Genomic DNA, 19,279 nt, shown 5'->3' on the forward strand with positions numbered 1-19,279 from the left:
TCCGCTGCGTCAAATCGTTTCCGCAGGATATAGGGATTGGCGCGGGGAAGTCGAATGGCCCCGGTCGCGTAATCCTCCTCGTCATTGCGAGCGCAGCGAAGCAATCCAGAGCGTCGCCGCGGAGGCATTCCTGGATTGCTTCGCTGCGCTCGCAATGACGATGTGGAGACAGGCGGGTCAAGAAGACGCTCCTGGGCCCGGCAGATAATTCCCGCCAGGAGCACCTTCTGACCGCCTGTCGCATTGTCCTAAGATATTCTGCTTGACCGAAATTCGGAAATATCGTATATCCCTCTCATCCTGGCCCAAGGATAAGGGGCGTTTCGCGACCGTCACGATACGCGGGCCGGGTGGCGGTGGACGTGGAGTGCATCGGCACGCCAGCAATTGCAGGGCGGGTTTGCCCGTGAGCGGTTGAGCAGCGCGCACACGACCGGTGCGGTTCGCGTACGGCAAAAGCGTGTGGTCCTGACGCCCGGGGTCTGTGCGTCAAGGCTTGCGGTGGTGAGGCGGCCCGACCGGGCACGCGCACCAGCCATCCGCAAGGCGACGGGGGCAATAGTGCATCGCTCCCCGGGGAGAGCGCGCCATAAGCCGTCAAACCACTGCGCAGGGAAGGCCGGGATGTCCAGGCTGCCCTGTATGCCGCTGTGCATCTGTCTTCGCGCAATCTGCGCACAGCGGACCGTGGGTGCCAGCCGGCGCCCGGTCTTCCCTGCGCCCTTTCCGATGAAGGGGCGTCGAGAGCAGCGCAAAACTCGGGTGTGATGCGCCGCGAGACTGGAGAGGTGTGTCTTGAGTAGTTCGAGTTTGCTGAAAATGCGTCAACGGCTGGCAAGCACAGAATCCCCGTCGGACGTGGGAATAGGTCCGTCGCCTCAGCCCTTCTCGTCCCATGCTCACAGCTTCAGCTCAAGGCGTGACCGGCCAATCCGTAGACCCACGGCTCGTTTTCCTTTCGGTTCAGGAATCGCCGTCCCTTGGACATGGTGGTGACTGTGTCGTTCATCCCGAGGCGGCTCTGTTGAAGAAAGTCCGCAAACAGACCGGTCTGCTCCCGCGTATCCACGCGGGCGAACCTTCCGGCGAGATCCTTGAGATGCACGGCCGTAAGATGGATCGCGTCAGAATCATTGCTGGCAACGATCGGGCCAATCACATGGCCGCGCCCGAATTCGCGCTTCATGGAATAACCGACGGTCGCACCGCCACGGCGCAGGACGCAGATTGACGCACCTTCAGAAAGCAATGCAAGCAACTTCTGACGGCTGGCTCCAAACGCGCGTTCGTCCAGTGCCGCGATCTCTCCGATGTTCGCCGTGGACAGCGAGCTCAATTCGCCCTCCAGGGTCGGCACCGGCGGAGTTGGTGAGGCGACCTCACCTTGCCACTGATACACGGTGGCTTCCTTCGTGAACCCCAGCGACAGATAGAGGTGATAGGCGGCGTGGGTTGAGTTGAGGGTCAAATTCCGGTCGCGACACCGCTCGAAAACCTGCTCCATGAGCCAGCGGCCAGTCCCCTGAGCCTGGGTCCGAGGCGATGTGATCACCAGGCCAATGGTCGCGAATTCGCGGTCACATGGGAACCACATCGCGCTGCCGAAGACGCGTCCAATACCATCGACGGCTACGATGCCGTGACCTGCGCGGCGCAAGAAATCCCAATCCTTGGGTCGATGCGGCCAGCCAACGCCGGTCGAGAGGGCGTGGAGCAGCGTCACATCAACGTCGTTGATGTCCTTCGCGGCCAGCTCAAAGGACTTCACGCGTACCGTTCGTCCCATCTCGACTCGTCCGTTCCTTCGCGGGGTGCCAATCGGCCGCACATCGCGCCTTTTCTCTTCCGCAACAATAGGGTAGCGGCGTATTTCGCCGCACTATTGCACGAAAAGCCAGCAGGTTTCCCCTGTTTGGGCTTTCTTTTCGAAATCTTCGGCCTGTATTGCAACGTAATTCGGCAGGGAAAGCTCCGGCGTGCAGCTACCCTCTCGGTGTTCGGCAAGAAACTGTGCCGGCAGAGCGGATTGCCGGGAATCCCCAAGAAAGTCTTGCAAGGCTAATCGCTCTTCCTGGCGTCGTCGACATGCTGAGCGAGGCGGAGGCGTGCATCGATGGCATTTCTTTTCAATTCTGATGCTGTCAGAGGGGCAGTCTTCCGCAAGGCTTTTGCGTGCGAGCTGCCTGACCTGGAATTTTACCATTGCAGCGAATCCATCGACCCGGAAAAGATACGGTACCTGCTGACCTGGAACGTGCCAGACGATGTCTCGCGTTTTTGTAATCTGGAGGTGCTTTTTTCCATCGGGGCTGGCGTTGACCAGTTCAAGCCGGAAACCATACCCGAGCAGGTGAAGCTCGTGCGCATGGTCGAGGATGGCATCATACGCATGATGCAGGAATACGTCGTCCTTGGTGTGCTGACGCTCCATCGCGAGATGCTTGCGTATCGGGAGCGGCAGAGACGGGGCCTATGGCAAGCGCTTGCAACGTCCCAGGTTTCCGATCGGCGTATTGGCTTCCTCGGCCTTGGCATGCTTGCGCAAGCTTCGATCGACCGCCTGAAGCCGTTCCAGTTTCCACTCGCCGCGTGGAGCCGCAGCGAAAAAGCTGTCGAGGGAGTCGCCTGCTTCCATGGCGACGACCAGCTTGGCGACTTCCTGCGAAGAACGGATATCCTCGTCTGCCTTCTCCCCCTGACGGAGCAAACAAGAGGCATCCTGAACGCAAAGCTTTTCTCGCTTTTGCCGGTGGGAGCGAGGCTGCTCCACGTCGGCCGCGGCCCGCAGCTTGACCAGGGCGCGCTCATCGAGGCACTGGACAGCGGGCATTTGGCAGCAGCGATGCTCGACGTCACCGATCCCGAGCCGCTGCCGGAAAATCATCCACTCTGGTCCCATCCGAAGGTGATCATCACGCCGCATATCGCGTCCGTGACCCAACCGCATACGGCGGCACAATCGGTCATAGAGAACATCCGGCGCCACCGCGCTGGACGAAATCCGATCGGCCTCGTCGATCGAACACTCGGCTATTAACAGGAAAAATGCCATGTCACTTCTGGTCACCATCGACACCAATCCGGACTTCACACCAAAGAACGCATTGCCTGCCCCGGAGCGGCTCATTTCGGGCAATCCATCCTTCAAGACCTGGGCACAGGACGCCTCGAAAGGCGAGAAGGTGCTGACCGGCGTCTGGGAAGCGACGCCTGGCGAGACCCATTCCATCAAGGGCACCACCTTCGAGTTTTGTCACATTCTCTCTGGCCTGATCGAAATCGAGGAAGAGGGTGGTGAGATCAGAAGATACCGTGCCGGCGACAGCTTTGTGATGAAGCCTGGCTTTGTCGGGATCTGGCGCACGATCGAGACCGTGCGAAAGATCTACGTCTGCCATTACGACTGAGGCGATGCTGAGGGCGGCCGTTGGAATATTCAACTTTCAAGCCAGCATCTGACGAGATTCAGCGCGGCCAGGCACTTCATGATCAATGAAAAATGCGGCGTGCGGGCATGTACTGCTCGCATGAGAGGGCTTCGTCCCGTCACTCGCAAATCCAGGCAGTGACGGCGGAGTCGGGCACGAAGCAAGGAGCAAGGCGATGATTGCATTGAAGGACAAGGATCTGTTTCGCCAGCAAGCGCTGATCGGCGGCACTTGGCGGGATGCGAGTACGAAAGCCTGCGTTGATGTCATCGATCCTGCCAGCCAAAAGGTGCTTGGCACCATCCCCGATATGGGGCGAAACGAGACCAGGGCAGCAATCGAGGCGGCGGCCGCTGCGTTCAAGCATTGGAAGACCAAGGCTCATGCGGAGCGTGCTGCGCTGCTGGAACGTTGGTACGAGCTCATGCGGCGCCATGAGCAGGATTTGGCTCTTCTGCTCACGCTGGAACAGGGCAAGCCGCTTGCTGAATCGCTCGGAGAGATTCGTTACGGGGCATCCTTCGTCAAATGGTTCGCCGAAGAGGCCCGCCGCATCAACGGATCGACAATCCCGGCGCCCACCGTCGATCGCCGCATTCTGGTGCTGAAGGAACCGGTCGGCGTCTGCGGGATCATCACGCCCTGGAATTTCCCCAACGCGATGATCACGCGCAAGGTGGCACCAGCGCTTGCCGCGGGCTGCACGGTCGTCATCAAGCCATCCGAGTTTACGCCTTTTTCGGCTCTCGCCATCGCTGTTCTGGCTGAGCGGGCCGGAATTCCAGCCGGCGTGATCAACATCGTGACGGGCATGCCGGCGGAAATCGGCGCGGAGCTGATGGCCAACGAAACCGTGCGCAAGATCTCGTTCACCGGATCGACGCGTGTCGGTGCCTTGTTGATGAAGGGTGCTGCTGACAACATCAAGCGGCTGAGCCTCGAGCTCGGTGGCAACGCGCCGTTCATCGTCTTCGACGATGCCGATATCGACCGAGCGGTCGAGGGGGCAATTGCGTCAAAATTCCGCAATGGCGGGCAGACGTGCGTCTGCTGCAATCGCATTCTCGTTCAATCCGGCATTTACGACGCCTTCGCCCAGAAGCTTGCCAGCCAGGTCGCAAGAATGAAGGTCGGTCCCGGCACGGAAGACGACGTTGCGATTGGGCCGATGATCAATGGCGCGGCAATCGAGAAGATCAAGCGGCACGTCACGGACGCCCTGAACAAGGGCGCAAAGCTCATCGCGGAGAGTGAGTCGGTGCCGGAAGGGCGGCAATATGCCCGCCCTGTCGTGCTCGGCGGGGCGACCACGGAGATGCTCCTCGCTTCAGAGGAGACCTTCGGGCCGGTCGCGCCGCTGTTCCGGTTCGAGACCGAGGACGAGGCGATTGCGATCGCCAACGGCACGCCGTTCGGCCTTGCCGCCTATTTCTACACTGAAAACCTCAAGCGCTCCTGGCGTGTTGCCGAGGCGCTCGAGTTCGGCATGGTCGGGCTGAACACCGGCCTGATCTCGACCGAGGTTGCGCCTTTCGGCGGCGTCAAGCAGTCGGGCCTCGGACGCGAGGGATCCCAGCTCGGGATCGAAGAATATCTCGAGACCAAGGCGCTCCATGTCGGTGGACTGGACTGAGCAGCCCTTCAGATCAATATCCGAAACAAGAAAAGGGGGCGGTCGAACCGCCCCCTTTTTTCCGTCACAACGCAAGTCGTGAGAGGCCGAAAAGAACTGCGCTCACGCGCTTTTGCGAAGAGGCTCCAAGCCGACGGCCGCGGCAAGCCCTCCGATGTCAGCGACTTCGGTGTATTCATAGAAGGGGTTCGCGGGCTCGTGACCGCGGTTCACCCAGACCTTGCTCTTGATGCCCAAGTCATAGGCCGTCATCAGGTCGTAGCGGAAGGAGGAGGAGACGTGGGTGATGTCCTCCGGGCCGCAGCCCAGCTTGTCCAGCATATACTCGAAGCCCTTCATATGCGGCTTGTAGGCGCCGGTCTCCTCCGCGGTGATGACCATGTGGAACGGAGCGCCGAGCTTCTCCACGTTCGACATGATGAGGTTCTTCATGGAGTTCGACAGGATGACCAGCGGAATCTCCCTGGCAACTTTGGCCAGACCCGCCGGGACGTCGGGATGTGGACCCCATGTGTGGATCTCTTCATTGATGCGCTGGGCATCCTCCGGCCGAAATACGATACCGTTGCGCTTGCAAGCGCGCTCTACCGAATTATGCACGACCTCGAAGTACGGCTTCCATGCGCCAAGAACCTCGTCCAGGCGATAGGCAGCGAAATCCTTGATGAAACTTGCCATCGTCGTGGCAGAAAGTTGAGAGCCATAGACTCTCCTTGCCGCGCCGGCCATGTCGAAATTGGTCAGCGTGCCGTAACAGTCGAAGGTGATGTACTTGGGTCTAAACGTTGCCATGGCTCGATCCTTTTCGGTCCTCACGCACCGTGTTCCGGTACGACAGGGATCATAGCGGGCAGGCGGCCGGATAAAGCACCGCTGTCGCGGCGACCGGGAGCAGATTGTGTCGTATCGGATCGGCGCTGTGGCAGAGAGTTGTGTGAAAAGGCGCCTCCGACTTGTGCCTTGCGCAGCCCGATGCCCGCATAAGATGCGGCGCCGGTCGTCAATGATAGTCAAAATGCCCTTCGTCCATGGTCAGCCCGGGAGCAACTGCTGTCCTGGGCGTCTTACGTTGAGCTCCGAAGACATCGTGGTGGCCGCACAAGCAGTGCGGTTGAGCTGGAGGGCGACATGTTGAGCAACTCGCTGATTGAACTCGATCGCGCGCATCTGATTCACCCGGTCTCATCGTTTCGCAGCCACGAGGCGACGGGCGTCCGCGTGCTGAAGTCAGGGAAGGGCGCGACACTGACCGATGTCTCGGGCCGTCAATTGCTGGACGGCTTCGCCGGCCTGTGGTGTGTCAATGCCGGTTACGGACAGGACAGCATCGTCGAAGCGGCTTTGAGGCAGCTGCGCGAACTGCCTTATGCGACGGGTTATTTCGGGTTGGGCTCCGACCCGGCCATCCGGTTGGCCGCAAGGCTGGCTGAACTGGCGCCTGGCGATCTGAACCATGTCTATTTCACGCTGGGTGGTTCGGATGCCGTCGACAGCACGATCCGCTTCATCCGGTACTATTATCATGCCGAGGGGAGGCCGCAGAAGGATCAGTTCATTTCCGTCGAGTCCGGCTACCACGGATCGTCGACGGCAGGGGCCGGCTTGACCGCGCTGCCGGCCTTTCATGCGGGCTTCGGGGTGCCATACGACTGGCAGCACAAGATCCCATCGCACTACGCCTATCGCAATCCCGCCGGTTCGCATCCCCAGGCGATCATTGCGGCGTCTGTCGCGGCTCTGCGGGCCAAGATCGCCGAGCTCGGCGCCGAACGCGTCGCGGCCTTCTATGTCGAGCCGGTACAGGGGTCCGGAGGCGTCCTCGTTCCGCCGCCGTCCTGGATGAAGGCCATGCACGCTGTTTGCAAGGAGTACGACATTCTGTTCGTTGCCGATGAGGTCATCACCGGCTTTGGCCGTGTCGGTCCGCTGTTCGCCTGTGAAGAGGATGACGTCGTGCCGGATCTCATGACCACGGCAAAAGGCCTGACTTCGGGCTATGTGCCGATGGGGGCCGTTCTGATGTCGGACCGCGTCTACGACACCATTGCCGATGGTGCCGGCAAGGCGGCCGTGGGCCACGGCTACACCTATTCCGCCCATCCCGTCAGTGCGGCCGTTGGGCTCGCCTGCCTTGATCTCTATGAAAACGGCTTGCTGGAAAACGGCCGGAAGGCCGGGCACCGCCTGATGCAAGGCCTTCGCGCGTTGTCCGATCATCCGCTCGTCGGCGATGTCCGCGGTCGCGGCATGCTGGCGGCAATCGAGCTCGTCACTGACAAGGAGCGCAAGACGCCGCTGCCGGCGGAAGCCGATCCAGCGCGCCGCATTTTCGACCGCGCATGGGACAACGGCCTCGTCATCCGCGCCTTTGCCCAGGGCGTGCTGGGCTACGCGCCGCCGCTCTGCTGCACGGATGCGGACATCGACGGCATCATCGAGCGGACCAGGACGACGCTGGACCAGACGCTCGAAGACAAGGACGTCCGCGCGGCCATGAAAGGATAAGGACTGAGCCTGTCCTTTAGCCGTTGAATATGCTTTCGAGAGGCAGATGGGATTTCACGATCGGGGACTTCAGCACGACAAAACTGAAATATTTGTCGATGCCGATATCCATCTCGACCAGCCTTTCCATGACGGCCTGGTATTCGCTGATCCCCGCCGTGATGAACTTGACGAGATAGTCGTACCCGCCGGAAACGAGATGGCATTCGACGACGGAATCGATCTTTTCGATGGTCGTGAGAAAGCGCGCGAAATCGATCTGCCGGTGATTCTTCAGGGTGATTTCCGCGAACACAGTCAGAGTTTGTCCGAGCTTGGCAACATCGATCTGGGCCGAATAGCCGGTGATGAAGCCCTCCGTCTGGAGTCTCTTGACCCGCATCAGGCACGGGCTTGGGGAAAGATTGATCAGCTCGGCGAGCTCGACGTTGGAAATCCGCCCGTTCTTCTGCAGTTCGCATAAAATCCTGATGTCGATCTTATCGAGCTTCATAGCAATGCCATCAGATGGGGCCGATAACGGCGTGAGGGCTTTGAGATTTCAGCGTCATATGCATTGTCATAGCATCAACCAGCACCTTTTCCCACCGAGGCAGAAGCTGCAATTCAGAACTCGCTGACCTTGCCCCAGGCGCTCATTTTCAGCCGCTCCGGCCTGTAGGGGCGCGGGTCGACGATCGGCGGACTGCCCGTGATGATGTCGGCGATCATATGCCCCGCGCCTGGGCCAATTCCAAAACCGTGGCCGCTGAATCCCGCCGCAAGGATGAACCCTGGAATGGACTCAACTTCACCGATTGCGGGAATGCCGTCAGGCGTGCTGTCGATGTAGCCGGCCCAGACGTTTGAGATTGCGACGTGCTGGAGTTCCGGCACGAGCTCACAGGCTCGTCGATGGGTCAGCCGAATCTGCCTCATGTCAGGGCGAGGATCGAGCGTCCGGTTCAGCTCCATCGGGGTCACCGCGTCGAGCCGCCACTTCGCCAGAGATTCATGACGCTGCCTCAAGCCTTCAAAGGCCCCAGGGCTGAGACTTCGCCACCGGCGGGCGAACATGGGCAGGAATTCGCGGCTGAACCTGAACTGCTGCGGCGTCGGATCGACTCGCGCGCGCCCGCTGATTGCCAACGTGTATCCGCCGTTGCCGCGTCGCGTCGCCGATACGAGCCCGGCGTACAAGGCGTCAGGCAGGCCGGCTGGGCCCGGGGCCAGGGACAGAATGGAAGAGCGTACGGATGCCTGTGGGAAGCGAATGCCGAGCTGGTTGCAAAACGACGAAGCCCATGCACCGCCTGCCATGACAGCCGTCTTCGCCCGGATCGTGCCCGCCTCGGTCACCACTGCGCTGACCCGGCCGGCAGTGAGCTCCAAGCCGCGCGCCGCGCATTGCTGGTGCACCGTGCCGCCCGACGCCATGATCGCGCGCGCGGCAATGGGCACGGCCCTTGACGTGTCTGCCGTCCCGTCTGTCGGCGAGAAGACGCCGCCCTTCCACTTGCGACCTGTCGCCCTGCCTCGCTCGCTCGCTTCTTCCGCACTCAGCATGTGCGTCGTGACCCCGACGGTCCTGGCGAAGTCGCGCCACTTTGCCCAGCCGGCCAGCTCATTCTCGTCGTTCGACAAGTACAACAGGCCGCAACGGCGAAAACCGGCATCTTCACCGGTCTCTTGGGCAACTCGCTCCCAGAGATCCAGGCTCTTGGTGGCAAGCGGTAACTCGCGCGCATCGCGGTTCTGTTGGCGGCACCATCCCCAGTTGCGGCTGGACTGCTCAGCGGCGACGCGGCCCTTTTCAAGCAAAGCAACCTTGAGGCCGCGACGAGCGAGATAGTAGCTCGTGAACACGCCCACGACGCCCCCGCCGATGACCACGACGTCTGCCTCACGAGGTAGGGATGGACTGGATTCGATATGCAGGAGCGGCGCGCTCATCGGACCAAGGATCTCCGGTGGTTGCCGTAGCGTAACCGAGGAATTGCCGCAGCCCCCGCGGACTTTCGTCGTGAGACCGAATATCCTGCGGTTTACCGTCTTTGACACAGGCAATTGTTGCGAAAATAACTTTGCTTGCACCGCACTTGCAGGCGGCGAGACCGACGCTCGCGCTCCCGCAATCCATTGCGCGCCTTCCCGGCAGGGGCCACGGCGACTTGGCGGCGCAGACTGAAATGCCAAATCGGACTTCGTTTTCAGAAGTTCCTGCTGCTTCGATGCCGGCTTTCGGCGACTCCGGGGTGATCGACATCGTCAAGATCGGCAGAACCAACCGATCGATGGTCGAAGTTCAAAGAGGCAACTTGCATGAGCCTTGTCCAGGAGCAGGCCTTCGCGGAAGGGATCAAGCCATGAAGGAGCTTCGCTTCGATCGAGGTGGCCGAACGGGTCGGCGCGGCGCTCTGAGCAACGGCTCTTGCTTCTTGCGCGAAGAGGCCTGAACCATGTCGCAGCCTCCAATGAAGGAATGGCAAGTTGAGCGGCGAATTATTGACCTGTCCAAGGAGCGCGGAGGCGCAAGGAGCCGAAGGCGCCGGCCGCAGCAAGATGACGGCACTGGCTTGAAAAAGGAGGATGCTCTCATGGCCTCTGGCATCCAGGTGGCAAGCCCCGTCGATGTTGCGCTGTCGGTGCGCGAACTGACCGTGAGTCTGCCGGAAGGAATGGAGCGGGCATACGCCGTCGAGAACATCTCATTCGATCTGAAACGCGGACAGATTCTCTGTATCATCGGGGAATCCGGATCGGGCAAGTCGGTCACCGCGAATGCGATCATGGGGCTTCTACCGAAAGCGATCCGGGTCTCCTCGGGTGCGATCCACCTGGACGGGATGAACATCGTAGGTCTCTCGCCCAACAAGCTCCGCAGCCTGCGCGGCCGCATCGTTTCAATGATCTTTCAAGACCCTCTCTCGGCGCTCAACCCGCTGATGACCGTGGGCGCGCAAATCGAGGAGGTGATGGCTGCGCACGACGTTGGAACGCCGGCCTCCCGCCGCAGCAGGGCGATTGACCTGTTGATTGAAGTCGGTCTGCCGGATCCGCAGCTCATGTACCACCAGTATCCATTCCGGCTTTCTGGCGGACAGCGGCAGCGCGTGATGATCGCCATGGCTCTGGCTCTCGAGCCCGCGATCCTGATCGCAGACGAGCCGACCACCGCCCTGGACGTGACGACCCAGGCGCAGATCCTCAAATTGATCCGCGACATTCAACGCCGCAAGGGGATGAGCGTCATGTTCATCACTCATGACTTCGGTGTCGTGGCTGAGATCGCCGATTACGTTGTGGTGATGGAGAAAGGCCATTGCGTGGAGCAGGGCAGTGCCGAGCAGGTGCTGAAGTCGCCCAGCCACCTCTATACGCGCCGCCTGATCGCAGCCGTCCCGCACCTGACCGGCAAAAACCGTGTGCCCTTGGAAGCTGCTGAGCCAGTGGCCATTCTCAAGGTCGAGTGCCTCGCAAAGACCTATCGCAGCGGCAGCGCGCTTTTCCGCACGCAGCGCATCGTGCCTGCGGTCAATGGGGTCAGCTTCGACCTCACGTCGGGCCGCACGCTCGGCGTCGTGGGGGAGAGCGGTTCGGGCAAGTCGTCGCTCGGTCGGCTGCTGATCAAGCTCATGGCGTGCGACAGCGGCTCGATTCTGTTCGAAGGGCGCGACATCGCTGGGCTTTCCGAGGCCGAGTTTCGATCGCTGCGGCCCAGGATCCAGATGATCTTCCAGGATCCCTTTGCCTCGCTGAATCCGCGATCGACGGTCGGACATATTCTCACGGTCGGGCCCGTCGCGCATGGGGTGCCATACAGCGAGGCTGCCGAGCGGGCGCGGGAGCTTCTGTCCCATGTCGGCCTCGATTCAGGAGCCTTCGACCGCTATCCGCACGAGTTCTCCGGCGGGCAGCGCCAGCGCATCGGTATCGCGCGGGCGCTGATGTTCAAGCCGAAGCTGCTGATTGCCGACGAAGCCGTCTCCGCGCTCGACGTATCGATCCAGGCCCAGATCTTGAAGCTGCTGGATCAGATTCAGCGCGAGACGGGCGTCTCGATGATCTTCATCACCCATGATCTGCGCGTCGCAAGCCAGATCTGCGATGAAATCGCCGTCATGCATCGAGGACAGATCATTGAGCGCGGACCGCCGTCCCAGATCTTCCTCGACCCGAAATCCAGCTACGCCCGAGAACTGGTGGCCGCGATCCCCGGCGAGCAGCCCGGAAGCATGCCCCAGGATGAAAGCCGCGTCGGACACCACAGGCAAGGAGAGACGTTATGACCAAGCGTTCTGCGACGACATCGAACTACTCGCGGCGCGATGCCCTGCGCATGGTGGCGATTGGTGGAGCTGCCGGCCTCTTCGCGCCCAATCTCTTGGGCAAGTCGGCCCTCGCGCGTACTTCTTCGGCAAAGCCAACCGGCCGCGTCATCGTCGGACTTGGACAGGAGCCGACCGTTTTCAATCCGCTGATGGCCCACATTGAAGTCGACGATGGCGTGCATTTCTCGGTTTTCGACGCGCTTTTCCGCATCGATCCCCAAGGTGTCATTCAGCCCAACCTCGCCCTGGAAGTGCCGAACCAGAAGAACGGCGGCATTTCGGAAGACGGTCTCAAATGGCGCATTCGTTTGCGTGACGATGTCCGCTGGCACGACGGCAAGCCTTTCAGCGCCGAGGACGTGAAGTTCACGCTCGAACTGATCACAAACCCCAACTTCCGGGCTTGGCGCACGTCCGGTCACACTCTCGTGCGCGACATTGCGGTGGTCTCGCCCACGGAGATCTCGTGGCGAATGGAAGAAGCCTTTGCGCCGTATCTGTCGTTCCTCACCGAAACCTTCATCGTGCCCAAGCACATCCTGGAGAAAGAGGCCAATCCGAACAACGCGGCCTTCAACCAGGCGCCGGTCGGCACCGGCGCGTTCAAGTGGGGGAAGCGGGTTGCTGGTGATCATCTCGAGCTCGTGGCCAACACCGAATACTTCGGTGAAGGCCCCCATATCGAGCGGCTGGTCTTCAAATACATTCCCGATCTCACCGTCCTCTACACCCAGTTCAAGAGCGGCGACATCGATCTCGTCGGTCAGCCCTACATCACTCCCGATCACTATGGTGAAGCCAAGACGCTGCCGAACCGCGTGGTGACGCTGGTCCCAAGGGCCTCGTTCGAGTCCTTCTACCTGAACCTCGAGCGCCCGCAGTTCAAGGAACTTGCGGTCCGCGAGGCGCTTTATGCGGCGATCGACAAGGAGGCGATCATCCAGGGGCTCTACTACGGCGTGCCCACTCCGACGGAGACCTTCATGCCGCGGCAGTCCCTCTACTTCAACGCCAATCTGCCGCTGCACCAGTTCGACCTGAATCGCGCGCGCAAGATCCTCGATCAGGCCGGCTGGGCCCCGGGACGGGACGGCATCCGGACCAAGAACGGTGTTCGTCTGTCCTTCACCAATTCGACCACCTCCGGCGATCCGCTGCGCGAGCAGGTGCAGCAGTTCCTGCAGCAGACCTTTGCGCAGCTGGGCGTCGAGATGAAGATATCGAACCTGCCCGCCGCCGTGATGTGGGGCGAGTTCTGGATGCAATCGCAGTTCGATTCCGTGATCGTCGGTAGCTCGTATCTGATCGGCGCCGATCCCGATGTCACCAATCGCCTGCACTCGCGCTCGATCGGAGCCAAGGGCGGCCGCGGCTCGAACAATGCGCAGTTCGCAAATCCGGAAGTCGACGCCCTGCTCGACAAGGGCGCGCGCACCTTCGATCCTGAGGCCCGGCGCGCGATCTACTCTCGCGTCCAGGAACTCGTTCGTCGCGACCTACCGTTCCTTCCGTTGTACCAGAGCAATGCGGTCGAAGGTCTCAAGAAAGGCATCAACGGCTTCGTGCCGAACGGCAATACGCGCACGGAATCCTGGAATGCGCTGGCCTGGTACTGGGCGAGCTGATGTCTTGCCGCCGAACCTGCAAGCCGGCGGCAGCGCTGTCACGCTAACGGAGGGCTCGAATGTCCGCCTTTCTGCTCAATCGTCTCTCGCAGAGCGTCGTGCTGCTGGTGATCGTCTCGATCATCGGCTTCACGGTTCTCAACCTCATGCCTGGCGGTCCTCTCGCGCAATTCGGGCTCGATCCCGGCATGACCCAGAAGGACGTCGAGCGCCTCGCAGCGCAGCTTGGGCTGAACCGGCCCCTGTGGCTTCAGTATCTCGACTGGGCCTGGCGACTGATCCGGGGCGACTGGGGACACTCCTTCCGCGATGGCTCTGCGGTGCTGGCGGTGATCGGCCGACATCTGTCGGCGACGCTGCTGCTGATGGGCACGTCCACTGTATTGGCGATCGCGGCCGGCACCTGGATCGGCATCCGCGGTGCTACCCACCGCTACTCCCTGTTCGACTATTGCGCGACGGTGGGTGCCATGGTGGCACTTTCGGTCCCGACGTTCTGGTTCGGCCTCATCGGCATCTACATCTTCACCCTGAAGCTCGGTTGGGTTCCTGCGGGCAACATGTACACGATCGGCGACGGCTCGGTGCTGGATTATCTGCACCATCTGATCCTGCCCAGCCTGGTGCTGTCGCTGGTTCATGTCGCGATCTGGAGCCGCTACATGCGCACGGCAACGCTCGAAGCGCTGAGTCAGGATTTCGTCAAGACCGCCCGCGCCAAGGGCGTGAGCGAACGACGCATCCTGCTGAAGCACGTCGTCGGCAATGCGCTGTTGCCGATGATCACGCTGGCCGGGATGCAATTGCCCAGCATTCTGACCGGCGCATTGGTGACCGAGACTGTCTTCACCTGGCCGGGAATGGGTCGGCTGTTTCTCGATAGTCTCGGTTACAGCGACTATCCCGTCGTGATGGGGCTGCTGATATTCTCGGCCATCCTGGTCGTGTTGGGCAACCTGATCGCAGACATCGTCATCGCCACCGTCGACCCGCGCATTCGCCTGGGCTGAGCCCGCCGGCTCACCCCCGTTACCAGGAGGCAGCAGATATGACCGCCATCGTCGTGCACGCAGCTCCTACTCGCTGGTGGCACAGCCGTGCGGTGGCGCGCTTCATGCGCCATCATCTGGCACTCGTCGGGATCGCGATGATCACCCTGCTTGTGCTGGCGTGCGCCATTGGCCCTTATGCCTTACCTTACGACACGCTCCAGATCGATTTGCGCGCCCGCTTTGCGCCACCTCTCACTGGTCACCACTATTTCGGCACCGACCCTTTGGGTCGTGACTTGGCCGCACGGCTGTTGATGGCCGGGCGCGTCTCGCTGCTGGTGGGATTCTCCGCGATGCTGCTATCGACGCTGATCGGCACCCTGGTCGGCGTGACCGCAGGCTATCGCGGCGGCTGGGTCGGGGCTGCGCTGATGCGCACGGTGGACGGCTTTCTTTCCTATCCTTCGATCTTCCTCGTGCTGGCGCTGGCCGCAATGCTGCGGCCGAGCCCGGTGATGATCACCGTCATCATAGCGGCCACGAGCTGGATGGAGACCGCCAGAATCGTCGAAGCCGAGGTCCGCTCGCTGCGCGAGCGCGAGTTTGTCCAGGCTGCACGCATGGTGGGACTGAGCCGAAGGCACATCATGTTCCGCGAGGTCCTGCCCAATGCCATAGGCCCGATCATCGTCGCCGCAAGCCTGGCGGTCGCCCGTGCGATTCTTCTGGAAGCCTATATCAGCTTCCTCGGCTACGGCATCCAGCCGCCGCTGCCGAGTTGGGGCAACATGCTCAACGGCGCCCAGCAATATCTGGCGAGCGCTCCATGGCTCGCCATCATTCCCGGCGCCGCGATTACGATCGCGGTGACGAGCTTCAACTTCATCGGCGATGGCTTGCGAGATGCCCTCGACGTTCGAAACGACCATATCTGATCAGCTCGAGCCAAGGCTCGGCTGAACACGACAAGACTTTAGAAAAGCAAACGCCATGCATGCGCCCAGAGTAGACGAGAAGGCGACGCCATACTGGTGGGAAGCCGCCCCGCTGAAGCCGCTGCCTCCGCAACCCTTGCCCACGAAGCTCGACGTGCTGATTGTGGGCGCGGGCTACGCCGGGCTGTCGGCTGGTTTGGTGCTCGCGCGCGAGGGGCGCTCGGTTGCAGCCTTTGATGCAATGGATCCGGGCGAAGGAGCCTCGACGCGCAACGGCGGAATCACCAGCGGATCCATTCGTCCGGATTACGCGGCGCTCACGCGACGGTTCGGTGAAGAGAAGGCGCTGGCGATCGAGGCGGAAGGCAAGGCCGCACGCGAGTTCCTGTACGATTTCATCAAGACGGAAGGCCTCGCCTGCGACTTCCAGCCGGTGGGGCAATTCAAGGGCGCCTTCGGCTATGAGCAATACGAAGCCATGGCGCGCACTGCTGAGAGGCTGGCGAACAAGCTGAAGATCGAGGCTTATGCGGTTCCCTATGCCGAGCAGCGCAAGTACATCGGGACGGATGTCTATCGCGGCGGCACGGTTCGGATGGATATCGGCGGGCTGCACCCGGCCAAATTCCACGCCGAGCTGCTGCGTGTCGCGCTGGCTTCGGGATTGGCGGTCCACGCGCGGACGCCGGTGATTTCGATCGAAAGAGATGGTGCCGAATTCCGCGTCGTCACCGCAGCGGGCACGGTGACGGCGCGTCAGGTGCTGGTTTGTACCAACGGCTACACCGATGGTGCCGTGCCCTTCCTGCGCCGCAGATTGGTCCCGGTCCGCAGCCGGATCATTGCAACCGAGGAGCTCGCGCCCGACGTCATGGCGCGGCTGATGCCGAAACGGATGATGATCATCGAAAATCGGGAGGTCGGCTTCTATTACCGGCCTTCGCCGGACGGCAAACGCATTCTGCTCGGTGGCCGCGACAGCTCCCGCGTCGGCGATCCAATCGCTCCGAAGCTGCTTCTGCGCAAGGGCCTGGTCAATCTGTTTCCGGAACTGGAGAGCGTTCGCCTCTCGCACAGCTGGTTCGGCAACGTGGCGATGAACCGCGACATGATCCCTCGCATCTTCGAGAAGGACGGCATCGTCTATGCCACTGGCTTTTGCGGCTCGGGCGTGGTTTGGGCCCCATGGATCGGTATGCATGCAGCCCACAAGCTCATGAGGCATGAGGAGCGGGCACGCACGGCTTTCGACTTCCGCCCTCCGGCCTTCATCCCGTTCTATCGTGGGGATCCGTGGTTCATGCCGGCCTTCATCCAGAGCTATCGCATGCGGGACCGGATCGCGTTGTGGCGCGCCAGCCGCTGATGAACGTCCGCAGCTTACCACCCGACCTCTCAATTCCGGGCGATCGCGCCTCTCGAAAGAAGATCGATGCACTACATTTCGACGCGTGGCCATTCAGGCCGCAAGCAGTTCTGCGAGGTACTGCTTGAGGGTCTCGCTCAGGATAGCGGGCTGTACGTACCTGAGAGCTACCCGCGCGTAGATCGCGCGACGCTCGATGCGTGGCGTAGCTTGCCGTACCTAAGTCTGGCGTGGGAAGTTCTATCACTCTATGTCAGCGATATTCCCCCGGCCGACCTGAAGGCAATTTGCGAAAAGACCTACACGCCGGCGATCTTCGGAAAGCCTGATATCGCGCCGCTGCGGAAGCTGGAGAGGGGGCTTTACCTCCAGGAATTGTCGAACGGTCCGACGCTGGCGTTCAAGGACATGGCCATGCAGCTGCTCGGCAATCTGCTCGAGTACGAACTGGCGCGACGGCATCAGGAATTGAACATTCTGGGTGCGACCAGTGGCGACACCGGCAGCGCCGCAGAATACGCGATGCGCGGCAAGAAAGGGGTGCGGGTGTTCATGCTGTCGCCCCGCGGGCGGATGAGCGCCTTTCAGCAAGCTCAGATGTTCAGCCTCCAGGACCACAACATCCATAACATCGCGATCGATGGCGTCTTCGACGATTGCCAGGACATCGTCAAGCGCGTGTCCGGCGATCTCGAGTTCAAACGGCGATACAAGCTCGGTGCGGTCAATTCGATCAACTGGGCGAGACTGCTTGCTCAGGTCGTCTACTACTTTTCCGGCTACCTGCAGGCGTCCGAACGGGAACCGGCAGACGTAAGCTTTACCGTGCCTTCAGGCAATTTCGGAAACATCTGCGCCGGCCATGTTGCGCGCATGATGGGGCTTCCGATCTGCCGCCTCGTCGTTGCGACCAACGAGAACGACGTGCTCGACGAATTTCTCCGCACCGGCGTGTATCGCGTTCGGAGCCGGGCTGATACGCTCGAAACGTCGAGCCCCTCGATGGACATTTCCAAGGCATCGAATCTCGAGCGTTTCGTCTTTGACTTGGTCGGTCGCGACGCCGCTCGGACGAAGGCGCTGTTTGATGGTCAGCTCGGGGAGCGGGGCGGGTTCGACCTGAGTGGAGATCCCCGTTTCGCGGAGGCGGCCGCCAGTTTCGGCTTTCGAAGCGGCAGGAGCAGCCATGCCGACCGGTTGGCGACGATCCGAGACACCTGGGAGCGCTACCACACCGTGATCGACCCACACACGGCGGATGGTGTCACAGTCGCGCGCGCGCACACCTCACCCCGGGAGGCAATGATCGTGCTCGAAACTGCACTGCCAATCAAATTCGCTGCGACGATCAAGGAAGCGTTGGGCCGCGAGCCGGATCTTCCGGACGGGTTCAAGGGCCTGGAAGAACTGCCGAGGCGCGTCAAAGTCCTTCCGCCGGACGCACAGGCAGTCAAGAACTACATCGCCGAAATTGCGACCAGCTGAGCGGCCGCTTGGGATCGAGGACTGCTTCAACCATGGCCGTGTTTACGGAATTGTCATTCCACGAGGTGACGTCGTTCTTCCGAGCGCTGGGACTCGCCGCGCCTCGTTCCCTTCGTGGGATCACCGGCGGAATTGAGAACACGAACTACTTCGTCGACACGGATGACGAGGCCTATGTGCTCACCTTGTTCGAACGCCTTACATCCGAGCATCTGCCGTTCTACCTGTACTTTATGAAGCATCTTGCGGTACGAGGCATGCCCGTCCCGGATCCGGTTGCTGACGCACGGGGCGTGATCCTTCACATGCTGAAAGAGCGGCCCGCGGTGGTCGTCAACAGGCTTCCTGGTGCAAGCGAAACAGAGCCCACGGCGGCCCATTGCCGTTCGGTCGGCGAGTTCCTGGCGCGTTTGCACGTGGCCGGGAGCGAGTACCAACGACGGCAGGCCAATCCGCGGGGCCTTCAATGGTGGAATGAGGTTGCGCCGGTGCTCGGCGGCCGCCTCCCTGCCGGACCGCGCTCGCTGCTCTCGACTGAATTGGTCTTTCAGAACGAGCTCGCTTTATCCTCCAGCTACAGGCAACTCCCCACGGGGCCGATCCACGCCGATCTGTTTCGCGACAACGTGTTGTTCGAGAGGGGGCGCCTGTCCGGCGTCATCGATTTCTATTTCGCCGGGTGCGACACGTTTCTGTTCGATATAGCAGTGTGTCTCAACGACTGGTGCGTCGATGGCCTCACCCGCCGCGCCAATGTCGAGCGAGCCGCCGCTTTCCTGGATGCTTATGAGAGCGTTCGGCCGCTGACTTCCTCCGAACACAAGCTGCTTCCTGCGATGCAGCGCGCTGCGGCATTCCGGTTTTGGCTGTCGCGTCTCTGGGATGTGCACCTGCCTCGGCAGGCTGCGCTCCTTAAACCACATGATCCCGGCGACTTCGAGCGCATCTTGCTCATGCTCCGGGGAGAGTTCGCGTGATCATGATCGTCCAATTTGCGGCA

The 19,279-nt window shown here is 61.4% G+C and carries 15 protein-coding genes; 11 read left to right on the forward strand and 4 right to left on the reverse strand.

The window, feature by feature from the left end; all coding sequences use genetic code 11:
• Positions 1 to 907: 907 nt before the first annotated feature.
• Positions 908 to 1,786, reverse strand: a complete 879-nt coding sequence (locus tag DCG74_RS07580; protein ID WP_172786025.1) for a GNAT family N-acetyltransferase — start codon at positions 1,784 to 1,786, stop codon at positions 908 to 910.
• A 327-nt stretch (positions 1,787 to 2,113) separates the two neighbouring features.
• On the opposite strand from DCG74_RS07580, the gene DCG74_RS07585 reads away from it, so the two are divergent.
• The 3 genes from DCG74_RS07585 (at position 2,114) to DCG74_RS07595 (ending at position 5,061) form a co-directional block, all read left to right on the forward strand.
• The gene (locus tag DCG74_RS07585) at positions 2,114 to 3,037 is read left to right on the forward strand and encodes a glyoxylate/hydroxypyruvate reductase A (RefSeq protein ID WP_172786024.1); all 924 of its coding nucleotides are present in this window, start codon (positions 2,114 to 2,116) and stop codon (positions 3,035 to 3,037) included.
• A gap of 13 nt (positions 3,038 to 3,050) precedes the next feature.
• The gene (locus DCG74_RS07590; protein WP_172786023.1) at positions 3,051 to 3,407 is read left to right on the forward strand and encodes a cupin domain-containing protein; all 357 of its coding nucleotides are present in this window, start codon (positions 3,051 to 3,053) and stop codon (positions 3,405 to 3,407) included.
• 196 nt (positions 3,408 to 3,603) lie between these two features.
• The gene (locus DCG74_RS07595) at positions 3,604 to 5,061 is read left to right on the forward strand and encodes an NAD-dependent succinate-semialdehyde dehydrogenase (RefSeq protein WP_172786022.1); all 1,458 of its coding nucleotides are present in this window, start codon (positions 3,604 to 3,606) and stop codon (positions 5,059 to 5,061) included.
• Between the two features lie 102 nt (positions 5,062 to 5,163).
• Here the strand turns inward: DCG74_RS07595 and DCG74_RS07600 are convergent, their stop codons facing one another.
• Positions 5,164 to 5,853, reverse strand: coding sequence for a haloacid dehalogenase type II (locus DCG74_RS07600; RefSeq protein WP_172786223.1), 690 nt, complete (start codon positions 5,851 to 5,853; stop codon positions 5,164 to 5,166).
• A gap of 336 nt (positions 5,854 to 6,189) precedes the next feature.
• Here DCG74_RS07600 and DCG74_RS07605 point away from each other — a divergent pair, with 336 nt between their 5' ends.
• Positions 6,190 to 7,566, forward strand: coding sequence for an aspartate aminotransferase family protein (locus tag DCG74_RS07605; protein ID WP_172786021.1), 1,377 nt, complete (start codon positions 6,190 to 6,192; stop codon positions 7,564 to 7,566).
• A gap of 16 nt (positions 7,567 to 7,582) precedes the next feature.
• Here DCG74_RS07605 and DCG74_RS07610 read toward each other — a convergent pair whose 3' ends face one another.
• Together DCG74_RS07610 and DCG74_RS07615 are read right to left on the reverse strand one after the other, a co-directional pair.
• Positions 7,583 to 8,059 carry an Lrp/AsnC family transcriptional regulator gene (locus tag DCG74_RS07610; protein WP_027544593.1) on the reverse strand — a complete coding sequence of 159 codons (477 nt, stop codon included), beginning with the start codon at positions 8,057 to 8,059 and terminating at the stop codon, positions 7,583 to 7,585.
• 113 nt (positions 8,060 to 8,172) lie between these two features.
• Positions 8,173 to 9,498: an FAD-binding oxidoreductase gene (locus DCG74_RS07615; RefSeq protein ID WP_172786020.1), complete on the reverse strand. Its 1,326-nt coding sequence runs from the start codon at positions 9,496 to 9,498 to the stop codon at positions 8,173 to 8,175.
• Between the two features lie 644 nt (positions 9,499 to 10,142).
• Between DCG74_RS07615 and DCG74_RS07620 the strand changes: the two genes are divergently transcribed.
• From DCG74_RS07620 to DCG74_RS07650, 7 genes are all read left to right on the forward strand, one after another.
• A complete protein-coding gene (locus DCG74_RS07620; RefSeq protein WP_172786019.1) occupies positions 10,143 to 11,834 on the forward strand; it encodes an ABC transporter ATP-binding protein in 1,692 nt (563 codons plus the stop codon).
• Complete coding sequence (locus tag DCG74_RS07625) at positions 11,831 to 13,501, forward strand: peptide ABC transporter substrate-binding protein (protein WP_172786018.1); 1,671 nt, start codon at positions 11,831 to 11,833, stop codon at positions 13,499 to 13,501. Before DCG74_RS07620 ends, DCG74_RS07625 begins: the two co-directional genes overlap by 4 nt.
• A 59-nt stretch (positions 13,502 to 13,560) precedes the next feature.
• The gene (locus tag DCG74_RS07630; protein WP_172786017.1) at positions 13,561 to 14,511 is read left to right on the forward strand and encodes an ABC transporter permease; all 951 of its coding nucleotides are present in this window, start codon (positions 13,561 to 13,563) and stop codon (positions 14,509 to 14,511) included.
• A 38-nt stretch (positions 14,512 to 14,549) separates the two neighbouring features.
• The gene (locus DCG74_RS07635) at positions 14,550 to 15,428 is read left to right on the forward strand and encodes an ABC transporter permease (protein ID WP_172786016.1); all 879 of its coding nucleotides are present in this window, start codon (positions 14,550 to 14,552) and stop codon (positions 15,426 to 15,428) included.
• Positions 15,429 to 15,483: 55 nt separating this feature from the next.
• Positions 15,484 to 16,794, forward strand: a complete 1,311-nt coding sequence (locus DCG74_RS07640; RefSeq protein WP_172786015.1) for an FAD-binding oxidoreductase — start codon at positions 15,484 to 15,486, stop codon at positions 16,792 to 16,794.
• 66 nt (positions 16,795 to 16,860) lie between these two features.
• Positions 16,861 to 18,279: a threonine synthase gene (thrC, locus tag DCG74_RS07645; RefSeq protein ID WP_172786014.1), complete on the forward strand. Its 1,419-nt coding sequence runs from the start codon at positions 16,861 to 16,863 to the stop codon at positions 18,277 to 18,279.
• A gap of 32 nt (positions 18,280 to 18,311) precedes the next feature.
• A complete protein-coding gene (locus DCG74_RS07650; RefSeq protein ID WP_172786013.1) occupies positions 18,312 to 19,256 on the forward strand; it encodes a homoserine kinase in 945 nt (314 codons plus the stop codon).
• Positions 19,257 to 19,279 lie beyond the last annotated feature (23 nt).

Origin of the sequence: Bradyrhizobium sp. WBAH42, from assembly GCF_024585265.1 — a bacterium.
GTDB lineage: Bacteria > Pseudomonadota > Alphaproteobacteria > Rhizobiales > Xanthobacteraceae > Bradyrhizobium.